This window comes from Arthrobacter sp. H20 (assembly GCF_000520515.1).
Classification (GTDB): Bacteria; Actinomycetota; Actinomycetes; order Actinomycetales; family Micrococcaceae; genus Arthrobacter_D.
Window position 1 is genome coordinate 116,578 of sequence record NZ_KI914732.1, and the last position, 18,933, is coordinate 135,510.

At 62.7% G+C, this 18,933-nt stretch carries 17 protein-coding genes and 1 tRNA gene; 9 read left to right on the forward strand and 9 right to left on the reverse strand.

Annotated elements, in window-relative coordinates; all coding sequences use genetic code 11:
- Positions 1–76: 76 nt before the first annotated feature.
- Positions 77–577, forward strand: coding sequence for a DUF456 domain-containing protein (locus Y703_RS0110620; protein ID WP_026552692.1), 501 nt, complete (start codon positions 77–79; stop codon positions 575–577).
- 24 nt (positions 578–601) lie between these two features.
- Positions 602–2,248 carry an amidohydrolase gene (locus tag Y703_RS0110625; RefSeq protein WP_343212885.1) on the forward strand — a complete coding sequence of 549 codons (1,647 nt, stop codon included), beginning with the start codon at positions 602–604 and terminating at the stop codon, positions 2,246–2,248.
- An 11-nt stretch (positions 2,249–2,259) separates the two neighbouring features.
- On the opposite strand, the gene Y703_RS0110630 is transcribed toward Y703_RS0110625, so the two are convergent.
- The 4 genes from Y703_RS0110630 to Y703_RS0110645 all read right to left on the reverse strand — a co-directional run bounded on the left by Y703_RS0110630 (position 2,260) and on the right by Y703_RS0110645 (position 7,422).
- The gene (locus Y703_RS0110630) at positions 2,260–4,050 is read right to left on the reverse strand and encodes a glycoside hydrolase family 15 protein (RefSeq protein ID WP_026552694.1); all 1,791 of its coding nucleotides are present in this window, start codon (positions 4,048–4,050) and stop codon (positions 2,260–2,262) included.
- A 9-nt stretch (positions 4,051–4,059) separates the two neighbouring features.
- On the reverse strand, positions 4,060–4,188 hold the full coding sequence (locus tag Y703_RS23275) for a hypothetical protein (protein WP_275450773.1): 129 nt from the start codon (positions 4,186–4,188) through the stop codon (positions 4,060–4,062).
- A 100-nt stretch (positions 4,189–4,288) separates the two neighbouring features.
- Complete coding sequence (locus tag Y703_RS0110640) at positions 4,289–5,782, reverse strand: S10 family peptidase (RefSeq protein WP_253908008.1); 1,494 nt, start codon at positions 5,780–5,782, stop codon at positions 4,289–4,291.
- Positions 5,783–5,967: 185 nt separating this feature from the next.
- Entirely contained in the window at positions 5,968–7,422 is a 1,455-nt protein-coding gene (locus tag Y703_RS0110645) for a DHA2 family efflux MFS transporter permease subunit (RefSeq protein ID WP_343212886.1), read from the reverse strand.
- A 34-nt stretch (positions 7,423–7,456) separates the two neighbouring features.
- Between Y703_RS0110645 and Y703_RS0110650 the strand changes: the two genes are divergently transcribed.
- From Y703_RS0110650 to Y703_RS0110670, 5 genes are all read left to right on the forward strand, one after another.
- Positions 7,457–7,529, forward strand: a tRNA-Ala gene (locus Y703_RS0110650).
- Between the two features lie 228 nt (positions 7,530–7,757).
- Positions 7,758–8,516, forward strand: a complete 759-nt coding sequence (locus tag Y703_RS0110655) for a class I SAM-dependent methyltransferase (RefSeq protein WP_026552697.1) — start codon at positions 7,758–7,760, stop codon at positions 8,514–8,516.
- A 66-nt stretch (positions 8,517–8,582) separates the two neighbouring features.
- Positions 8,583–9,215 (forward strand): NAD(P)-dependent oxidoreductase, encoded by a 633-nt coding sequence (locus Y703_RS0110660; RefSeq protein WP_026552698.1) that lies wholly within the window; start codon positions 8,583–8,585, stop codon positions 9,213–9,215.
- A complete protein-coding gene (locus tag Y703_RS20880) occupies positions 9,212–9,661 on the forward strand; it encodes a MarR family winged helix-turn-helix transcriptional regulator (RefSeq protein ID WP_051427496.1) in 450 nt (149 codons plus the stop codon). Before Y703_RS0110660 ends, Y703_RS20880 begins: the two co-directional genes overlap by 4 nt.
- The gene (locus Y703_RS0110670) at positions 9,658–10,512 is read left to right on the forward strand and encodes an SDR family oxidoreductase (RefSeq protein ID WP_026552699.1); all 855 of its coding nucleotides are present in this window, start codon (positions 9,658–9,660) and stop codon (positions 10,510–10,512) included. Before Y703_RS20880 ends, Y703_RS0110670 begins: the two co-directional genes overlap by 4 nt.
- A gap of 80 nt (positions 10,513–10,592) precedes the next feature.
- Here Y703_RS0110670 and Y703_RS0110675 read toward each other — a convergent pair whose 3' ends face one another.
- From Y703_RS0110675 to Y703_RS0110690, 4 genes are all read right to left on the reverse strand, one after another.
- Complete coding sequence (locus Y703_RS0110675) at positions 10,593–12,224, reverse strand: ribonuclease J (protein WP_155849490.1); 1,632 nt, start codon at positions 12,222–12,224, stop codon at positions 10,593–10,595.
- Positions 12,225–12,735: 511 nt separating this feature from the next.
- Positions 12,736–14,739 carry an S-layer homology domain-containing protein gene (locus tag Y703_RS0110680; protein ID WP_026552701.1) on the reverse strand — a complete coding sequence of 668 codons (2,004 nt, stop codon included), beginning with the start codon at positions 14,737–14,739 and terminating at the stop codon, positions 12,736–12,738.
- A 209-nt stretch (positions 14,740–14,948) separates the two neighbouring features.
- Complete coding sequence (locus Y703_RS0110685; protein ID WP_026552702.1) at positions 14,949–15,281, reverse strand: hypothetical protein; 333 nt, start codon at positions 15,279–15,281, stop codon at positions 14,949–14,951.
- Between the two features lie 267 nt (positions 15,282–15,548).
- Positions 15,549–16,778 carry an alpha-hydroxy acid oxidase gene (locus tag Y703_RS0110690; protein WP_026552703.1) on the reverse strand — a complete coding sequence of 410 codons (1,230 nt, stop codon included), beginning with the start codon at positions 16,776–16,778 and terminating at the stop codon, positions 15,549–15,551.
- Positions 16,779–16,922: 144 nt separating this feature from the next.
- On the opposite strand from Y703_RS0110690, the gene Y703_RS0110695 reads away from it, so the two are divergent.
- The gene (locus Y703_RS0110695) at positions 16,923–17,621 is read left to right on the forward strand and encodes a FadR/GntR family transcriptional regulator (RefSeq protein WP_026552704.1); all 699 of its coding nucleotides are present in this window, start codon (positions 16,923–16,925) and stop codon (positions 17,619–17,621) included.
- Positions 17,622–17,666: 45 nt separating this feature from the next.
- Positions 17,667–18,176 carry a mycothiol transferase gene (locus Y703_RS0110700; RefSeq protein WP_026552705.1) on the forward strand — a complete coding sequence of 170 codons (510 nt, stop codon included), beginning with the start codon at positions 17,667–17,669 and terminating at the stop codon, positions 18,174–18,176.
- Positions 18,177–18,189: 13 nt separating this feature from the next.
- Here Y703_RS0110700 and Y703_RS0110705 read toward each other — a convergent pair whose 3' ends face one another.
- Positions 18,190–18,834: an alpha-ketoglutarate-dependent dioxygenase AlkB family protein gene (locus Y703_RS0110705; protein WP_026552706.1), complete on the reverse strand. Its 645-nt coding sequence runs from the start codon at positions 18,832–18,834 to the stop codon at positions 18,190–18,192.
- Positions 18,835–18,933 lie beyond the last annotated feature (99 nt).

Sequence of the window (18,933 nt, forward strand, 5' to 3'; positions counted from 1 at the left end):
TCAGCAACCTTAGTGATGGTCTTGAATGGTAACAAGCGTTGACGGCCGAGTGCCGGAGCAGTGAGACACTTTCCCTATGGAATTTCAGATCCTGATCACCGTGTTGAGCGGCCTCCTGATTGCAGTAGGCGTTGCCGGCGTCATCGTGCCGATTCTCCCGGGCAGCATCCTCATCATCGGCTCACTCCTGATGTGGGCGATCGTGGTCTCCAGCACCGCCGGATGGGTGGCGTTCGGCGTCGGGGCGTTGTGTGCCCTCGCGGGACTGCTCGCCGGGGCGGTTTTGACCGGACGAAAACTCCAGCAGCGGCAGATCCCCGGCCGGTCAGTAGTGATCGGGCTGGTCGCCGGCGTGGTGGGAATGTTCGTGATCCCAGTGGTCGGCTTGTTTGTCGGGTTCGCTGGCGGCCTGTTCGCCAGCGAGTTCGCCCGACAGCGCGAGGTCCGCCCGGCCCTGTCGTCCAGCGGCGCGGCACTGAAAGCAACCGGCATCGGTATCCTGGTCGAGCTCGGCCTGGCCCTGCTGGCCGGTAGTGTCTGGGTCATCGGTGTGTGGGTGCATTTCGCCACCGTGTAGGACCTCCTGAACCATACTGTCACTGTGCCAAATGTCGCCTGGGAGCGAACCATGCAGCTGGATCTCATCTTCACCAACGCCATTATCATCACGATGGACCCGAGCCGCCCCACGGCGCGGAGCATGGGCATCCTGAACGGCAGGATAGTAGGACTCGATGCCGATCTGGCCGGTCTGACGGCAGGAGAGATCATTGACCTGCGCGGCAAGGTGGTTATCCCCGGCCTCAACGACGCCCACTGTCACACCGCCTGGTTCGGTCTCACCCTCGGGGAGGTGGACCTCTCCGAACTGGAGGATCTGGACCAGGTCTACGCTTGCCTCCGGGCCGCAGCTGAAACCCAGGCAGACGACGACGGCGGCTGGCTGGTCGCCAGCGGCTACGACCACCACCGGTTCGGCGGACAATTTCCCGACCGCGCCGCCCTGGACCGGGTGGCCGCTGGGAGACCCCTTTTCATCAGGCGAACCTCGGGCCATGGCGGAATCGCCAATACAGAGGCGCTGCGACGGGCCGGAGCCCTTGTCGACGGGTGCCCCGATCCGGTGGGTGGGCGAATCGTCCGGGATGCAGCGGGCAGGCCGACCGGACTGTTGCAGGAAACCGCTCAAGCGCTGGTGCTGGACCTGTTGCGCCCCTATCCGCGGGAGGTCCTCGTCACCGCAATCGATCGGGCGACCTCCAGGTATGCGAGTGAGGGAATCACCAGCTTCACCGACGCTGGCATTGGGGGCGGCTGGATCGGACACGCCCCTGACGAGCTGGGGGCGTTCCAGGACGCCCGGGCGGCTGGCAGGCTGCACGCGCGGGCGCAACTTATGCCGGCCATTGAGACGCTGCAGTCTGACTCAAAAGCCGGTCTGGGACTGGGGATGCACAGCGGCTTTGGCGACCACATGCTGTCGTTGGGACCGGTCAAGATCTTTTTGGATGGCGCCCTGTCGAGCGAGACGGCTGCACAGACCGAACCGTACACTACTGGAGCAGTCAATCAGGGCTATCTGTTGGACGACCCGGTGACGCTGCAGCGGCAGATGACCGCCGCGCACCGGGCTGGCTGGTCAATTGCGGCGCACGCGATCGGCGACGCCGCGATCGACCTGGCGATTGAGACGTTCACACAGTTGCGCGCCTTGCACAACGGACAACCAAGCCTGCCGCACCGGATTGAGCATGCCGCGGTGGTCCGGCCGGACCAGCTGGTGGCGCTCGCCGACCTGGGGGTCGCGGTGGCGCCACAGGCGTCGTTCTTTCACCCGATCGGCGACGCGATGGCCCATTCACTGGGTGGGCGCCGGGCAGCGTTCACTTATCGGGCCAAGTCATTCCTGGACGCGGGCATCCGGCTGGCGGGAAGTTCGGACCGGCCCTGTGCGGAAGGGACCGCGCTGCGCTCCATCCAGGCGTACATCGACCGGCTGACGTCCAGCGGCGTCGTCTTCGGCAGCGCAGCCGAACGGCTCAGCGCTGAGGAGGCACTCCGGGTCTACACCGTTGGATCGGCTCAGGCCACAGGGTTCAGCAGGGACAAGGGCCAGCTCGGCGTCGGGATGTTGGCCGACTGCGCGGTGTTGGCCGAGTCGCCGCTGGAGGTTCCGACCGATGAGATCGCCGACATTCCGGTCCTGGCCACGTTGCTGGGTGGGCGCTTTACCCACCACAGGCTGTAGTCAGGAATTTACTACTCGTCCGCAGACAGCGACAGTGCGGCGGTGATGAGGGCGAGGTGACTCAACCCTTGCGGCAGGTTGCCCATGAACTCGTGCCGTTCGTCGCCGTCGATCATCTCCGCCAGCAGGCCGACGTCGTTGGCCAATGGCAAGAGCTCATCCATCCGGGACCGCGCCTCGTCCCTGCGCCCCGCATAGGCCAGGGCGGCCACCATCCAGTAGGCGCAGGCGACAAACGTTGATTCCTCATCCGGCATGCCGCTGTAGCGGTAGAGGAGCGGACCAGCTCCGAGCTCGTCGCGCAGGGCGTCGATGGTAGCGGACATCCTCGGCCCACGCTCATAGCCGCTGATGGCATGGAGCAGAATGGACGCATCCAGTTCCAAAGAGCCCGGGTACATGACGTAACTCTGGCGATCCTCGGACCAGCAGTTCTCCTCGACCCAATCGCGGATCCGGTCACGCTCGGCCCGCCAACGCTCGGCCGGACGCTGCAGTTGGCCCGCCTCGGACAGTTTCACAGCGCTATCCAAGGCGTGCCAGCACCCCAGCTTCGACGTGGTGTAGTGCCGTTCCTCGGGGAGCTCCCAGATGCCGGCGTCGCGCTGCTGCCAGGAGTCGCAGGCGAGATCGGCCAAATCGGCCAGCTGGCGGGAGGTGGTGGGGTCCAGGACATGCCCGGCCTCGACGTACAGGTTCACGATGTCAAAAAGGTCACCGAAGACACCCAGCTGGAGCTGGCCTGCGGCAGGGTTTCCGTCGATCACGGGGCCAATGCCCCGCCAGCCCGCCATATCAGGGGTCCGCGTGCCTTCGGGAGTGTCGCCATTGAGACGGGTAAACACCTGCAGGTCTCTGCCCTGGGTTCGCAGGTTCTTGAGCATCCACGAGACGGCAGCGTGAACTTCTTCGCGGACGCCGGTCCTAACGAGCGCGTGAAGTGTATAGGCGGTATCCCGCAGCCAGGTATATCTGTAGTCCCAGTTCTTGCCGCCAGCCCTGCTCTCGGGCAGCGAGGTGGTGGCGGCGGCAGCGATCGACCCCGATGGGCTGTGGATCAGCAGCTTCAGGGCAAGTGCGCTCCTCAGGACGTGACCAGCGTAGGGGCCGTCGTAGCTGAATTCCCTGGACCAGGTCTGCCAGTTGGTGATTGTCCGCTCGATTCCAGCGTCGATAGAATGCGGATCGGGAAGTGGCAGCGGTTCATCGTGAGTGGAGACGACGCCGATCAGGTGGTGCGAGCCTGGCTCGGTAGTTAGAGTCCCCGAAATGGCCTGGGCCTCGATCGACACGTCGCCTTCATTGATGCCACGCACCCCCAGTGCGGTGCCGTCAATCATTAGCACCGCTCCGTGATCGGTGGACTGTACCCAGGGGGATGCCGTCTGGAAACAGTTGCCGGGGCGGATCGCCCAGCGCATTGGTACGTTCCCGGTCAGGCCGGTGACCCGGCGGGCCAGCTCACCCCAGGGTAGTCGGCCAGCCACCCCCGTATTCAAAGAATCGATGACCTGAACCGTTCCCGACCTTGTGGTGTATGTGGTGGTCAGAACGTTGGTGCCGTCAACGTAGGCACGCTGCGAAGTGAAGGGTTCCGCGGGGCACAATTCCATTGCGCCGCCGTCGTCGGCATCCAACAGCCGAGCGAAGGGAGGCGGGGAATCGAGGTCCGGGGTTGGATACCAGTCGATCGAGCCATCATGGGCGATCAGCGCAACCGTCCGTCCATCGCCGATTGCTGCGTAGGAGCGCAGATCGACGTAGCCGTCCCGACGGTCGGCCAGATCGTTGATTTCAGTCATACAGTCAGACTAGCGGCCGGTGTTCTTGTCATACCGGGTTTTGTCAGCGCGGATGTTAGCGGTACTACCACGCCGCTTACGGAGCAGCTTGGAGGCAACGATGGGGACCAATGTCCACAGGATTCTCTTCAGCAGCACGACGGGTTTCCTTTTCTCTTGGGGACCGCGGCGTTCCGCGGGAAACCTAAGCTTACTTAGAGTTCTGTTCGAATGAAACTTGGAACAGGCTCCTCGGCGGCTACCCGGCAGGTGTGACGAAGTTTTTCAGGGCCTCCAGCTGCGCCAACCGACACTCAGGCTTGAGATACATCATGTGCCCGGCCTCGTGATAGTGGTGGGTGAACCGCGCCTTCATCTGGTCCGTCAAGTTCATGTGGGCAAACACGTATTCGGCGGCGAAGTGTGGAGTGGCGCCATCCTGGTATCCGTAGTCCACGTGCACGCGAAGGCTGGGGTTGTGCACCAGCAGCCGTTCAAGGGTGTGGCTCACGTCGACGGGAGCGCCCTCGAACGTCTTGTAGCTCCACGGGTGCACCCGAGCCGTCAGAACTTCATAGGGGAGATCATTCTCGTAGCCGAGCTCCGCCCGCACGTAGTAGTTCATGGCTGCCGCGTAAGGTCCGGTGATGGCGCGGATGCTCGGATCGTCAGTCATAGCGGAGTCCTGCAGGCTGGCCGGCTGCGCCGTGAACCGTCCGTCAATCCGGCCGACCGCCAGCCCCTCTGCACGAAGGAGCTCTGCGGCGAATTCACCGTACTGCCAGCGCAGGTTGGTGCGGCGGATGAACGACTCGTCGAGAGTGGTGATCGCCGAGAGCCGCGCGACGACGTCGTCGTACTCCTCGGCGGTGAGCCGGCTGCCCTGTGTCAGGGCGTACCCGTAGTCCCGGGCGGCAAAGGCTTCAGCTTCGTTGACGACGTCGGCTAGTTCCTTGCCGGGATGGCGGCCGTGGAAGTGCGCAATCGCCGCGTAGGTGGGGATATGCAGCGCGTAGGGAAGGTCGCTGCCCGGGAAGAAGCGCAGCGTGGACATGTTCAGCACTGTGGAGATGAGGCCAAGCCCGTTGACTGCCATGCCGTAGGCGTCGAAGAGGCGGCCAGCAGCTGCGACGGCGCGGAGGGTTCCGTAGGACTCGCCGACGAGGTATTTCGGGGAAAGCCACCGGTTGTTTCGGGTGGTCCAGAGCCGGATAACCTCGGCCACCAGATCGCGGTCCTCGATGAAGGCGTGGAACTCGTCCGACTTCTCGCCCTCGACGACGCGGGAGAACCCCGTGTTGACGGGGTCGATCATGACCAGATCGCTGTGCTCCAGGAGAGTCTCGGGGTTGTCCACCAAGCCGAAGGGGGCGGGGGTCATGGCCCCGGTGTCGCCGGAATCGACGCGGCGTGGGCCGAGTAAGCCCAGGTGGAGCCAGATCGACGCCGATCCGGGACCGCCGTTGAATGCGAAGGTGACCGGACGATGGGGGCCCTGGCCGTCGTCGTCGGGCTCGGTGTCCTTGGTGTAGGCGACGATGAAGATTTCGGCCTTGGGCTTGAACCCGTCGGATTTGCCGTCTTTGGTTTCTTCCCGGCGCAGGACCAGTCGGCCGGTGGTGCTGGTGTACTTCAGGCCCGACCCAGTTGTGTGTTGCCGGATGACGAAGTCGTCGGTGACGTCCTTGACCTCTTTGATCTTGTCCGGTGCTGTGGAGTCGGCGCTGGTGTGTTCTGCGGTTTCTTCAGCCATAACTAGAGCGTACAGGTAGTTCTCTGAGGCAACCACCCGGCGTTGTGGTCGGTTTCGGTGGGGCGGGCACCGTCGACGTCGATTCAGGTGGGCAATCTGGACAACGGTGGGCAACATATTGCTCACCAATGTCCAGAGTGACCCCTCGGTCCAGGTTGCCCACCAGGCGAGCTGTGAGCACCCCCCTACTTCGGCGTTGTCGACGCTGCGGGGACGCTCGACGGCGACTCGTCACCCGCCCAACCCGTCCTGCGCTCGGGACGCGCAAAGAACAGTGCCGCACCGAGACCGATGAGAATGGCGATGGCTGGCATGTATAACGTCTGCCCCATGGCCGCCGCGTATCCGGCCTGGAGGGACTCGGGGAGCTGTTGTCCGGGCACGGCTTCGGCACCGCCATCGCCGATATTGGCAGACAACCGGGACAGCATCATCGCTGCGATCGCCGAACTGCCCAACACCGCTCCGACCTGCCGGGTGGTGTTGTAGACACCGGAACCGGCGCCCGCTGAGGAGCGCGGCAGGTTCCGCGTCGCAGTCAGCGAAACCGGTGCCCAGATGCCCGCACTCGCGAGCCCCAAGAGGGAGATGGGCAGCAGCAGGGCCCACACCGGCACATCGGGAGTCATGATGCTGCCGAGCCAGAAGAGCGCCACTGACATGGCCGAGAACCCGAAGACGGCCATGTATTTCGGGTTGCCGCGCTGGACCAGGCGCCCTACCAGGGGAGCCAGAGCGCCGGAGATGATCGCCATCGGGGTCAGCAGCAGGGCACCCTCGGTGGGGGAGAAGCCGCGCACGTTCTGCGCGTAGAGCATCAGGGGGATGGCGACGGTGGTAATGGCAAAGCCCATCGCGAAAATCGAGGTGTTGCCGAGGGAGAAGTTGCGGTCCTTGAACAGGCCCAACGGCACGAGTGGTTCCTTGCGGTTGTGCCGCTGCCACAGGATGAAGGCAGTCAGCAGGACCAGCCCGGTAATGATCAGCGACCAGACCGAGATGGGTCCGGCGATGGTGCCCCAGCTGTAGGTCTCGCCCTCCTGGATGCCGAACACCAGGCAGAACATGCCCGCAGCGCTCAGTACCACGCCGAGATAGTCAAAGCTGTGGCTGTTGGTAGGAAGCCGGGGGACGAGTCGGTAGGCAAGGACCAGTCCGACGACGCCGATCGGCGCGTTGACGAAGAAGATCCACTCCCAGCCGAGAGAGTCGACCAGCAGGCCTCCCAGTACCGGGCCCACCAGGGTTGCGACGCCGGCCACTGAGCCCCACAGTCCCATCGCTGCGCCCCGGCGTTCTGGTGGGAAGATGCGAGTGATCACAGCCATCGTCTGGGGCGTCATCAGCGCTGCTCCCAGCCCCTGAAGAACCCGAGCGAGGATGAGCATTTCCACTGAACCCGCGAGTCCACACCACACACTGGCTACCGTGAACACTGACAAGCCAATGAGGTAGATGCGACGCGGTCCAAAGCGGTCGCCAAGCCGGCCGGTGATCAGCAATGGCACAGCAAAGGCGAGCAGATAGGCGCTGTTGACCCACACCACGCTGTCCAGATCGGCGCCCAACCCGTTCATGATAGCTGGGATGGCCACCGAGACGATCGTCGAATCGACGAGGATCATGAAGAACCCGATCACCAACGCCCACAGGGCCGGCTACAGTACTTTTTGCGGGGCTTTAGCTCAGTTGGTAGAGCGTTTCGTTCGCAATGAAAAGGTCAGGGGTTCGATTCCCCTAAGCTCCACGTAGATCGTTGACGCACAGGTGCTCCCGGTCGTCCAGGCCACCTTGTGCCCCTTTGCTCCTAGCGGTAGATGTGCGAAATTTCAGATATGGAGATCGAACAATGGTGGGCGGAGCGGTCACAATAGATGCTGAAATAACCGATGAGGACCAGGCATCGATCGCCATCTCCACCACGTGGAGTCCTTTTGTGATATCCAGGAATACTCCGCGAGAGTAGAGTGGCGCAGTGGGTTTCAATGTGGCGGCTGATGCTTATGACAGGTTCATGGGCCGTTATTCCGAGCCATTGGCGTCAGAGTTCGCTCGCCTGGCAGGCGTCCGCCGAGGTCACCGGGCACTCGATGTCGGATGCGGCCCGGGAGCACTTACCGCTCGACTGGTGGAAATCCTCGGCCCAGACCACGTCGCAGCAGTCGATCCATCTCCTCAGTTCGTCAGGGCCGCTCGAAGTCGGCTGTCCAACGTTGACGTCCGATCCGGCGAAGCCGAAGGTCTACCGTTCCCCGACGACTGCTTCGACGTCACCCTGGCGCAGCTGGTGGTTCACTTCATGAAGGATCCCGTAAAGGGCCTGCGGCAAATGGGGCGGGTCACCCGCAATGGCGGGGTGGTCGCAGCTTGTGTCTGGGACCATTCCGGCGGTCGCGGTCCGCTGTCAGTCTTTTGGCAGGCCGCGCACCAGATGGATCCACTGGCGCCAGCTGAAGGGCACCTCGCCGGTGCCAGGGAAGGCCGCCTGACGGAATTATTCAAAGTGGCAGGCTTGAGGGATTGCGAACAGGATCAGATGACCGTACGGGTGGAGTTTGAGTCCTTCACCGACTGGTGGGAACCATTCACTCTCGGAGTGGGCCCGGCCGGGGATTACGTTGGCCAACTGGACACCAAGGGTAGGCGCCGCCTTCGGGCCGCATGTGCCGACCTTCTCCCAGTCGATCTGTTCTCGATTGAGGCGACGGCGTGGGCCGTTGTCGGCTCGGCGTAACCGACCGGCGGACGGTGCACTGCTGGACCGGTAGCCACCATAAGCTTTAGTCGCTAAAGTATTCAGATGGAGACTATCGCGTTATTTGGCGGCACGGGAAAGACCGGGAGCCGGGTGCTCACTCGCGCCTTGGACGCTGGGCGCGAGGTGCGGGCGTTGGTGCGTGACCCGAGCAAGCTTCAGGTGTCATCGCCGTCGCTCACAGTTATCCGCGGGGACGTCCTCGACCCGAGGGCAGTAAATGACACGGTGGCGGGTTCGACCGTGGTCCTGGCCCTGTTCGGCCAGGTTAAGGGTTCTCCGGCCACGCTCCAGACGGAGGGCACGCGCATCATTGCCGAAGCAATGGCGGTGCAGGGCGTGAAGCGAATCGTCACGTTGTCTGGCGGCGGTCTGCCAGCCGCGCCTGACCGGCCCCGGCTCCCTGATCGGATTATCCGGATTCTGCTCAAAACTGTGTCCGGCAAGGTTCTCGCAGATGCCGAAGGACATCTTGAGGTACTCAAGGCATCGGAACTGGACTGGACAGTGGTGCGCGGTCCCAGGCTTACTGAAAAACCGGGTACCGGGTCCTATCGGGTGGGGTGGGTCGGGGTTAACGCTTCAACGCAAATAAGCCGGGACGACCTGGCGGACTTCATTGTCACGCAGATTGAGGACCGCTCTTATGCCAGGCAAATGCCGTTCGTGAGCGCATGACCGATTCCTCTACAAACCCTGAGCGAACACATCAGATCAGGACTATCCTCGCCCAGGTGGTCCGCCTCTCCCGGATGGTGGCGGCACCACGGTCTACTCCTTTTGGGGACACCGCACTTACGCGTACCCAACTGGACATATTGTTCGTGCTTGCTCACAGCGATGAGCCAGTTACGCCCGGCCGGCTGGCGGACATTCTTCAGGTTACCCCCGGCGCAATCACCCAAACAGTTGAGCAGCTGCGTTCGGTGGGCCTCGTAGACCAAACCGCTCTGGCGAGCGACGGGCGTTCGCGGTTACTTCGTCTGACCGACACGGCTGCTGAGCGTGTTGACGCGTTCGAAACCGCAAAGGTGGTGGGCGCCGCACAGTGGTTCGGCGAACTATCCAACGATGAACTGACAGACATCGCTGCATTGCTCTCGAAAGTGAAGGACATCCAATGACCGCTGTCTTCGTTACCGGTGCTACCGGGGCGGTGGGGTCAGCGGTGGTAGACCATTTACTGGCTCTCGGCGAGCCGGTCATTGCCGCGGTCCGCAGCCCTACCGACCACGAGAAAGTGCCAGTGCCGGCGCAGACCCGGGCGTTCTCGTTCGGTTCGACGCCGTCCGACATCGAGGAGGCGCTTGAAGGCGCTGACCGGCTGTTCCTCATGCGACCGCCAGCCATCGCGGATGTGGAGGCTAAGTTGTTCCCGGTCATTGACGCGGCGAAGCGAAGAGGAATCCGGCACATAGTGTTCCTCTCCCTGCAAGGCGTTCAGGTGAACCGCAAGACCCCCCATCACGCCGTCGAGAAGTATCTGCGGCAGACCTCCGCCCCGTACACATTCCTCAGGCCAAACTTCTTTATGCAGAACTTTTCGACAACGTACGCAGGACCCATCCGTGAGCGCGGGGAGATCTTCGTCCCGGCCGGACGCTCCCGCACCGCGTTTATCGACGCACGCGACGTCGGCCGCGTCGCAGCATCGACTCTTGCGGAGCCGGGTCACATCGGCAAGGCCTACACCCTCTCCGGCGAGCGGAGTATGACGTACCAGCAGGTCGCGACGGTTATGGCTGAGGTACTCGGCCGTCCCATCCAGTACCACCGCCCGAGTGAGGACGCCTATCTCTCAGCGCTGGCGGCCGAGGGTGCATCCACTGACTACATAGCTGTTCAGAAAATGATTCATAAAGTGGTGCGGCTTAACGTCTCCGCGTTCCCCAACAGATCGGTGGTTAAACTTTCGGGTCACCCTGCTACATCGCTGCGGCAATTCGTCGCTGACTTCCAGCGGGTCTGGTCCTAGACGGGCAGGCCCGTAAAACAAAGAATCCCCGTCATCGCGCCCCCCTAGCGGGTTGGAGATGACGTGAATTTCTCGGCGTTTTAGGCGTCGACGACGATCGCCGTCACTACCGGTGTCCGGTTGTAGAACCGGCGCATCCACGAAGCGGTCGCCCGCTCGATAGCGTCCTCAGGATCGTTGTTGCCGCCCCCTCGTCGTCCGCCCGGGTTCGCGAGCGACTTCTCGATGGCGTCCGAGGCCTTGTCGAGATCATCCTGGCTGCATTCGAAGCCCTTCGTGAAGAACTCAAGCGGTTCAGCCATTTCGCCGGTCTTGGCATCGATGATGGCGAGCACGGTGACTGCGCCTTCCTCGGCAAGCCGGCGACGTTCTTCGAGTGTGTCCTCGGTGGTGTGGCCCACGCTATCGCCGTCGACAAACACCAGCCCGGCAGGAATCTTGCCGGAGATGGTGGCCTTGCCGTTGATCAGGTCAACTGTCACGCCGTCTTCGGCGATGAGCACTGACTTCGGATCGACGCCAGTAGCGACGGCGATTGACTCATTTGCCTTGAGGTGACGCCATTCGCCGTGCACCGGCATGACGTTGCGGGGCTTGACGATGTTGTAGACGTAGGCCAGCTCACCGGCACTCGCGTGACCCGAAACGTGAACCTTTGCGTTGCCCTTATGGACCACATTGGCGCCCAGTTGGGTGAGGGAGTTGATTACACCGTAGATGGCGTTCTCGTTGCCGGGAATCAGTGAGCTGGCCAGCAGGACCGTGTCGCCTTCCCCAATTTTGATGGCATGGTCGCCACCGGCCATGCGGGACAGCGCCGCTAGGGGTTCGCCCTGCGAGCCAGTGCAGATGAGGACCACCTTGTGGTCGTCGGACTGCTGCAGCTTCTTGAAGTCCACCAGGATCCCGCGCGGGATGGTGAGGTAGCCCAGTTCTCGTGCAATGGTCATGTTGCGGACCATCGAGCGGCCAACGAATGCTACCTTGCGGTGGTGGCGGTGAGCAGTGTCGATAACCTGCTGGATCCGGTGGATATGGCTGGCGAAGCTGGACACAATGATGCGGCGGGGAGCGGTCCGAAATACGGTATCGATCGCTGGTAGCAGGTCCTTTTCCGACGTGGTGAAGCCGGGGACGTCGGCGTTGGTGGAGTCCGTGAGAAACAGGTCAACACCTTCGGAGCCCAGCCGTGCAAAGCCCACGAGGTCGGTGATGCGACGGTCAAGGGGGAACTGGTCCATCTTGAAGTCACCGGTGTGCAGGACCGTTCCGGCGCTGGTTCGGATGGCGACGGCGAGGCTGTCGGGGATTGAGTGGTTGACGGCCAGGAACTCAAGGTCAAACGGACCCATCGGCTTTCTGGCGCCCTCTTCGACCTGAATGGTCTTCGGGTTGATGCGATGTTCCTTGAGCTTGGCCTTAATGAACGCGAGCGTCAGGCGTGACCCGATCAGGGGGATGTCCGCGCGCTCTTTCAGGAGGTAAGGGATGCCGCCGATGTGGTCCTCGTGGCCATGGGTCAGGACGACGCCGACGACGTCCTGCAACCGATCGCGGATCGCTGAGAAGTCGGGCAGGATCAGATTGACGCCGGGGTGAACTTCCTCGGGGAAGAGGACGCCGCAGTCAACGATCAGCAGCTTGCCATTGAACTCAAAGACGGTCATGTTCCGACCGATTTCCCCGATCCCGCCGAGGGCGACGATGCGCATGCTGCCTTTCGCCAAAGCGGGGGGAGCGTTCAAAGTGGTCTTGATGTTATTCACTGTATTGACTCGTTTTCAATTGATATGTGCAGGCTGCGGGCTGCCGCAGGGTGGCCGTAACCGGCCGAAATCTGATGCCCTCATTGGTGTCGGCAGCAACGCCGGTCACCGGGTAGCGGAAGGCTTCCACTGCAACGCCAGTGGCGGCCCTCGGCGGCGACTGTGGCAGTCGCCGCGGTGCCATTGGGCAGGCGGAGACGCGGCCTGCCGAGATGTCGCGGGAGAAGTCCACCTATTTACCCTACTGGAAGGTCGGCAACCCTGCCGTATTCAGCGCACCAAGGCTACGGGGTCCACACCCTCAGGAGGGGGAAACGACCCAACGGGTGGTGCACAGACCGCGGCGGCAAGGGATGGGGGGTCATCCAGCTTCTCGGATTCCATCACCCAAACCTAGCCTCCGAGGGAAGCCAGAGACCTGCCTCCCTCGGAGAATCGGAACTTCAGGACCAACTTGTTAGAGTCGGCAGCCGCCGAGATTGCGCTGCACGCCATCCACCCGGTAGACGAAGGCTGCCATCGCTTCGCGCGTGATGTTCTGCAAAGGGCGGAAAGTGCTGTCGTTCCACCCAGTGGACACGCCTGACTGCTTCATCCAGGCGATCTCCTTGTAGAACTCTGTACCTCGCGGCACATCCCTGAATGGCGCGGTAGCCGGGGCAGCGAATCCCGCCGCGCCGCCTAGATTGCAGGCGTCCGCGGTATACCGGAACATGAACGCTGCCATGGCATCGCGGCTGATGGGCTGCAGTGGACGGTAGGTGCCGTCGCCCCAGCCGGTGGAGAGCCCCATGGCCTTCATCCAGGCGATCTCCTTGTAATACAGGCTTCTGGTCGAGACGTCCCTGAAGGGGCTTCGTGCTGGTGGGTTGAAGGAAGGGCTTCCCGCATGCCGGTAGATGAATGCTGCCATGGCGTCGCGGTTCATGGAGTCGAAGGGACGGTAGGTGCCGTCGGCCCACCCGGTGGCCAACTTCTTGGTATGGAGCCACTCGATTTCCCCCTGGAAGCCCGAGTTGTAGATGTCGTTGAACGACCCACCGGCGTCGATGGTCACCGTCGCCTGAGTGGTGGACAGTGAGTTAATAGTGACCTTTGTTCCCGCGTGGGTGGTGAAGGTCCTACCGGCCTTCCATGCGTGGTTCTGCGCATAGTAGCCAGCGAACGGCTTGGTGGAGGGCATCAGGATCAGCGAAGCGTTCGGTGCAGCCCCCCCGCGCTGGACGATTTTCACCCCGAAGTTTCCGTTCACGGCCAATGCCTTGTCGTATCCCACTGGCGCCCGCAGTTCCAGGTAGTAGACTTCACCGCTTTTCGGGTCAGTAAATTTGACGGCCCGGTTCGACGCAGTGCCCGCCCACGGTTTCAGCGTATAGCTCTTGCGGCCAGTCGCTACGCCAGCATTGCGGATCTCGTCCCCGCGACCAAACCTGCCGTAATCCCAGAAACTGGAACTGATCACCGGTGTTTGGAACCACTGAGCTGAGCCCATAAGGTCCATCGTGTCGGCGTATTCGCGGATGTAGCAGCCGGAGCCTGCGAAAGAGGCAATGTCACTCTGGCCGCGTTCACACTGCAGCGCATCGGCGTGCATGAGGCCGAGGACGTGCCCAAATTCATGGGTAACCACGTTGGTGGTGAAGTTGCTGTACTGCGGCATCAGGATCCGTCCGCTGGTGCCGTTACTGCTCCAGCCGTAGCCGAGGATGCCGCCCTGGAGGGCCGTGGGGATGAAGACGACCAGCGCGGTGTAGGGGCTATAGCTCCAGCGAAGTTCGTTGGTGACCTGGTTCATGATGTCGTTGTAGGACCAGGTGGAGCGTGCCTTGGTCTGGTGGCCCGCAACCTGGGAGGTAACCGACATGGAGAGCCGGTTGTTGGACATCGACTTCCAATAGTTGCTTGATACGTTGACCGAGTTGACCGCGTTGGTCATGGAGACCGAGCTGGAGCTGTCAGCGAGCTTGACGGTAACCAGCTTGACCTTGATGGCACCCTGACGTTGCGCGGGCTCCATGTTCGCTGGAACATCTTGCGGCTCGGCGGCTGCCCCACCGTCGCGCTGCAGCTCCCGGAGCTGCCCGTTGGTTTCGAAGTCATAGCCGGGCTCGTAGGTGTGGATCGAGCGCGGAGCGCCGTCTGCCGGTTCGGCAACGGCCATGTTTTCCACGGCGGCTGGTTCCGGCGTGGCCTGTTCGATCGCCGCAGTGTTTTCGGGAGCTGTCAGCGCTGGTGCTACCTGTTCGACGGACGCGGTGTCGTCAGCCGTGGCCCGTGTCCCCGGTTCTACTGGTGCGGCTTCTTCGGGGACGGCCGGCACGGGTGTGGCCGGTTCGACAATAGCCGTCTCCGCGGGAGCGAGAGTCGCAGCCGAGGCCGGAGCTGTGGTCAGGACCGGCAAGGTTGATGCCAAGAGGATCAGGCCGGTCAGTGCCGCGGCGGATCGCCGGAAGACGCGCATATTGTTTCCTAACTCAACCGGGGCGAGAGACTTGACCACTTTGCGGCAGATCCCGGGAGGTCCTACACAAAACAGGTCCGGCACACCGAAGGGTGCCGAACCTCTAAAGGTCACCTCAAAAGTATAGATTTGCGACTCCTACGAGAACCGCCTCAATTTGACAAAGCCTTTCCGAAATACCCGAAGGATTAACGCAGGTTTTGCCCTATTTAGGACGCTTTGTCCGAGAACCACCAGTCAGTCTCCTGGGTGGGGCCAGCAGCGGCTGAGCGCGTGGCGTTCAGGTCGGTGACGACTGTGCTGGGCACGTAGCCGGTCGCAGTGCGCGAGCGATTCAGGACCATCCGTGTGACTGCCAGCAGCATTACAGGGATCGAGACCAGGATTGCTACGGTGAGGGCGTACATCGCCAGGAGTGCATGAACCGGGGATCCGAAAAGGCTGGCAATGAAGAAGCCGCTGCCCAGCCAGGCCCACAACCAAAAGAGAAGGATCGCGTAGACCAGCGAACGAGCACGACGGTACTGCAACGGATAATCCATCCGCCGGTGCTCCCATTCGCTTGATCCCCAGTAGTGAGTGAAAACTGCGCAGGCAGGTTTCAAGATTGATACTAACCTCAACTCGGAGGTTTGGATGCTTTATCGCCAATAATGAGGCGCGGCTGAGAATAACGCTTAAAGAATTACCGTCTGGCAGGTGGATGGGGGATTCTTTGGGTCCGGGTGAGTCGATTAACCGAGGCTCCGCGATTCGCCACTTTCAGTTCGCTTGAGCTTAGCTACTGGGTGGTTGTCTGGCTGGATCAGTTAGAGCAGCCGTACGTGGTCAGGGTTGAGGTCGTCCACGCGGTTCACTCCCAGCAGCTGCATGGTCCGCGCTGTCTCAGTGCTCAGGATTTCGATGGTCCGGTCCACTCCCGCCCGGCCGCCTGCCATCAGTCCGTACAGGTAGGCCCGTCCGATCAGCGTAAAGTCCGCGCCGAGGGCCAGTGCCGCCACAATGTCGCCGCCGCTCATAATGCCGGTGTCCAGCATGATGGTGGTCTTGCCCTTCAACGCCGCCGCGACCTCGGGTACCAGGTGCAGGGGTACCGGAGCCCGGTCCAGTTGCCGGCCACCGTGGTTCGACAGCACCAGGCCATCGACTCCATGATCAACAGCCTTCTTGGCGTCGTCGACGGTCTGGATGCCCTTGACTACCAGGTTGCCTTTCCAGACATCGCGGAGCCAATCGAGGTCATCGTAGGTAAGCGTGGGATCGAACATGGAGTTGATCAGGTCAGCGACGGTGCCCGAGTACCGCGACAGCGAGGCGAAAGCCAGCGGCTCGTGAGTGAGGAAATTGAACCACCAGGCCGGACGGTATGACGCGTCCAAGACTGTCTTTGCAGTGAGCGCCGGGGGGATGGTCATGCCGTTCCGGACGTCCCGCAGGCGTGAACCGGCTACAGCGGTATCGACTGTGACCATGAGGGTGTCATTGCCTGCCGTGGCCGCCCGGTCGATCAGCTCCATCGATCGGTCCCGGTCAGTCCAGAGGTAGAGCTGGAACCAGTTGCGGCCAGCGGGCGCTGCGGCGGCAACATCTTCAATGGACGCGGTGCCCATGGTGGAGAGGGTGTAGGGAATGCCCGCGGCTTCGGCGGCCTTCGAGCCAGCATACTCCCCCTCCGACTGCATCATCCGGGTGAAACCGGTGGGCGCAATTCCGAAGGGCTGAGCCGACTGTTTGCCCAGTACTGGCACCGAGGTGTCGACCGTCTCGACATTGCGAAGGATCCCTGGCCGGAATTCGAGGTCGAGAAACGCTCCGCGCGCACGCCGCAGGGTGATCTCAGCTTCAGCCGCACCATCCGTATAGTCGAAGGGAGCGGTGGGGGTCCGACGTTTCGCCTGGTCCCTGAGATCCCAAATAGTATTTGCCCGCCTTAGCCGTGCAGCGGCGCCCAGCCCTGGCTTTTTGAATTGCATTAGTGGCGCAAGGTCGCTGACTTTCGGGATGCGTCGTCTGAGTGCTGGGGGAGTCTGGGACGGCATGCTGACCTCGCTTCAATCCGGGTGTGGTAGGACCACAGGGCGTGTGCTGGACTCTACAGTCCTCCGGCCCAGTGGCGCAAGCATCGATGGCAGTGAAAGCCCGCACCTCTCGCCTGTGGTCCGACCACTGGCTACCATGGGTGGATGCGTAACCACGAGCTCGTGCTGGCCTGGATTGAAGCGGAGCTGGCGGCTGGCCGCCTCGCCGTCGGCCAACGGCTGCCGGGCGAGCGGGCGGTCGCTGAGCAACTGAATGTCTCGCGTGCGTCGGCCAGGGAAGGCATCCGTGTCCTCGAGGCGATGGGAGTGGTGCGCGCCGGAGTGGGGTCCGGCCCGGGTGCGGGCACGGTGATCACCGCGAACCCAGCCGTGGCCCTCGGGTCGGCCCTGCGCCTCCATGTGGCTAGTTCGCATCTCCCGGTGGAAGACATTGTGCAGACCCGGCTCCTCCTTGAAACGTGGGCAGCAGGCCACGCTGAAGGGTCGGCGCCGTCGATGATGACCGCCGGTGACCTCCTGGGCGAGATGGACCGTCCCGGTCTCACTACCGCCGAGTTCCTTCGTCTTGACGCGTTGTTCCATGTGGCGGTCGCCGAAGCGGCTGGCAATGTGCTCATCAGTGCCATGATGTCCTCGCTTCGCGGATCGATCGAGTCCTACACCCAGCAACTGACCAGCCGGCTTCCGAACTGGCACTCGACAGCGGATCGCCTGCGTTCCGAGCATCGGGCCATCTATCACGCGATCGTTGCGGGAGCCGACGACGACGGCGCGCCGAACGCTGACGCCTCAACTCTGGTCGCCAATCATATTGAAGGCTTCTACCGCGAAGCGGGTTTATAGACTTGGGTCAACGAAACCTGCGGCGAAAAGAAGGAGACCGGGCCAATGAGTTCAACTGCAGTCCTCGAAGAGGCATTCGGGAGAATCCCTGACGCGGTCAGGGCAGCCGTTAGCGGGCTCGACGCTGACCAGTTGGCGTTTAGGCCCCCGGGGACCGGTGCCGGTGGTAACTCGATTGCCTGGCTGGTCTGGCATCTCACGAGGGTTCAGGACAGCCACATTGCCGACGCCGCCAGCCTGCCGGAGCTGTGGAGCGAGGGGTGGTCGAATCGCTTCGGTCTTGACCTCGACGAGACCGACACCGGGTACGGCCACTCGTCGGCGAAGGTAGACAGAGTCCATCCTGCCGGTCCGGGGGTCCTGCTGGACTATTACGGCGCCGTTCACACTCGCACCATGGGGTTCATTGCGGGCCTCGGCGAGGTGGATCTGGACCGGATCGTCGACGCGTCGTGGGACCCTCCGGTAACACTTCGCGTCCGTCTGATCAGCGTGATTGAAGACTGCCTTCAGCACGCGGGCCAGGCGGCCTACGTGCGAGGGCTACTGCCCTAGGATCCGGATGCAATCAGGCGAGGCCTGTTTCGCGAAGCGTGATGTTCAGCCGGCCCTTCAAACCGAGTGCTGGGTCACCGGTGCCAGGATGGGTCTTGAGCACGCCGTGGTAGGCGAAACGGGACGCTCCGCCAAAGACAAACAGGTCCCCGGACTCAAGAGCAACGTCCGTCCAGGGTTTGTTCCTTGTCTCCGTGTTGCCGAATCGGAAAATGCACGAGTCGCCGATGCTCAAGGAAACCACCGGCGCAGCGGAGCGTTCGTCCTTGTCCTGATGCATTCCCATCGCAGCTGTGGCGTCGTAGAAGTTGATGAGGGCTGCGTCGGGCGCGTAGTAGCCCGGGTCGCCATAGGCAGCAGCTACAGCATTGCGACCCAATTCGGCCAGCCAGTCCGGGAACTCGGCCACTTGGCCGCCACCGGCGTCGTCGGCTGTCCTGGTATACCGGTACGGCTGCCAGTGCCAGCCCAAACACACCGTCTTGACCGACATCATGGAGCCGTTTGGCATCCGTGCCGCCCGCATCGGCACCGGTCCGGCTGCCCACTCGCGGCACGCCACAACCAGTTCCAGCTGCTGGTCACGGCTAAGCCAGCCGGGTAAATGCACGGCGCCCGGTGCGGGGTCTGAACGTTCGCGGGGCAGGAGGGAATCCATTCCTCCATTGTGGCCGATGAGTCGCCGAAACGGCCCGGAGGCCCAGAAGCCGCACCGTCCCAGCGGCAACCCTGAGCCTCCGGGCCGTTTCTGTGTCGG

What these genes read in the sequence shown, in the direction of transcription:
- Y703_RS0110620 (WP_026552692.1), top strand. Translation starts at nt 77, where the DNA reads ATGGAATTTCAGATCCTGATCACCGTGTTGAGCGGCCTCCTGATTGCA.
- Y703_RS0110630 (WP_026552694.1), bottom strand. Translation starts at nt 4,050, where the DNA reads ATGACTGAAATCAACGATCTGGCCGACCGTCGGGACGGCTACGTCGAT.
- Y703_RS0110640 (WP_253908008.1), bottom strand. Translation starts at nt 5,782, where the DNA reads ATGGCTGAAGAAACCGCAGAACACACCAGCGCCGACTCCACAGCACCG.
- Y703_RS0110660 (WP_026552698.1), top strand. Translation starts at nt 8,583, where the DNA reads ATGGAGACTATCGCGTTATTTGGCGGCACGGGAAAGACCGGGAGCCGG.
- Y703_RS20880 (WP_051427496.1), top strand. Translation starts at nt 9,212, where the DNA reads ATGACCGATTCCTCTACAAACCCTGAGCGAACACATCAGATCAGGACT.
- Y703_RS0110670 (WP_026552699.1), top strand. Translation starts at nt 9,658, where the DNA reads ATGACCGCTGTCTTCGTTACCGGTGCTACCGGGGCGGTGGGGTCAGCG.
- Y703_RS0110675 (WP_155849490.1), bottom strand. Translation starts at nt 12,224, where the DNA reads ATGCGCATCGTCGCCCTCGGCGGGATCGGGGAAATCGGTCGGAACATG.
- Y703_RS0110680 (WP_026552701.1), bottom strand. Translation starts at nt 14,739, where the DNA reads ATGCGCGTCTTCCGGCGATCCGCCGCGGCACTGACCGGCCTGATCCTC.
- Y703_RS0110685 (WP_026552702.1), bottom strand. Translation starts at nt 15,281, where the DNA reads ATGGATTATCCGTTGCAGTACCGTCGTGCTCGTTCGCTGGTCTACGCG.
- Y703_RS0110690 (WP_026552703.1), bottom strand. Translation starts at nt 16,778, where the DNA reads ATGCCGTCCCAGACTCCCCCAGCACTCAGACGACGCATCCCGAAAGTC.
- Y703_RS0110695 (WP_026552704.1), top strand. Translation starts at nt 16,923, where the DNA reads ATGCGTAACCACGAGCTCGTGCTGGCCTGGATTGAAGCGGAGCTGGCG.
- Y703_RS0110700 (WP_026552705.1), top strand. Translation starts at nt 17,667, where the DNA reads ATGAGTTCAACTGCAGTCCTCGAAGAGGCATTCGGGAGAATCCCTGAC.
- Y703_RS0110705 (WP_026552706.1), bottom strand. Translation starts at nt 18,834, where the DNA reads ATGGATTCCCTCCTGCCCCGCGAACGTTCAGACCCCGCACCGGGCGCC.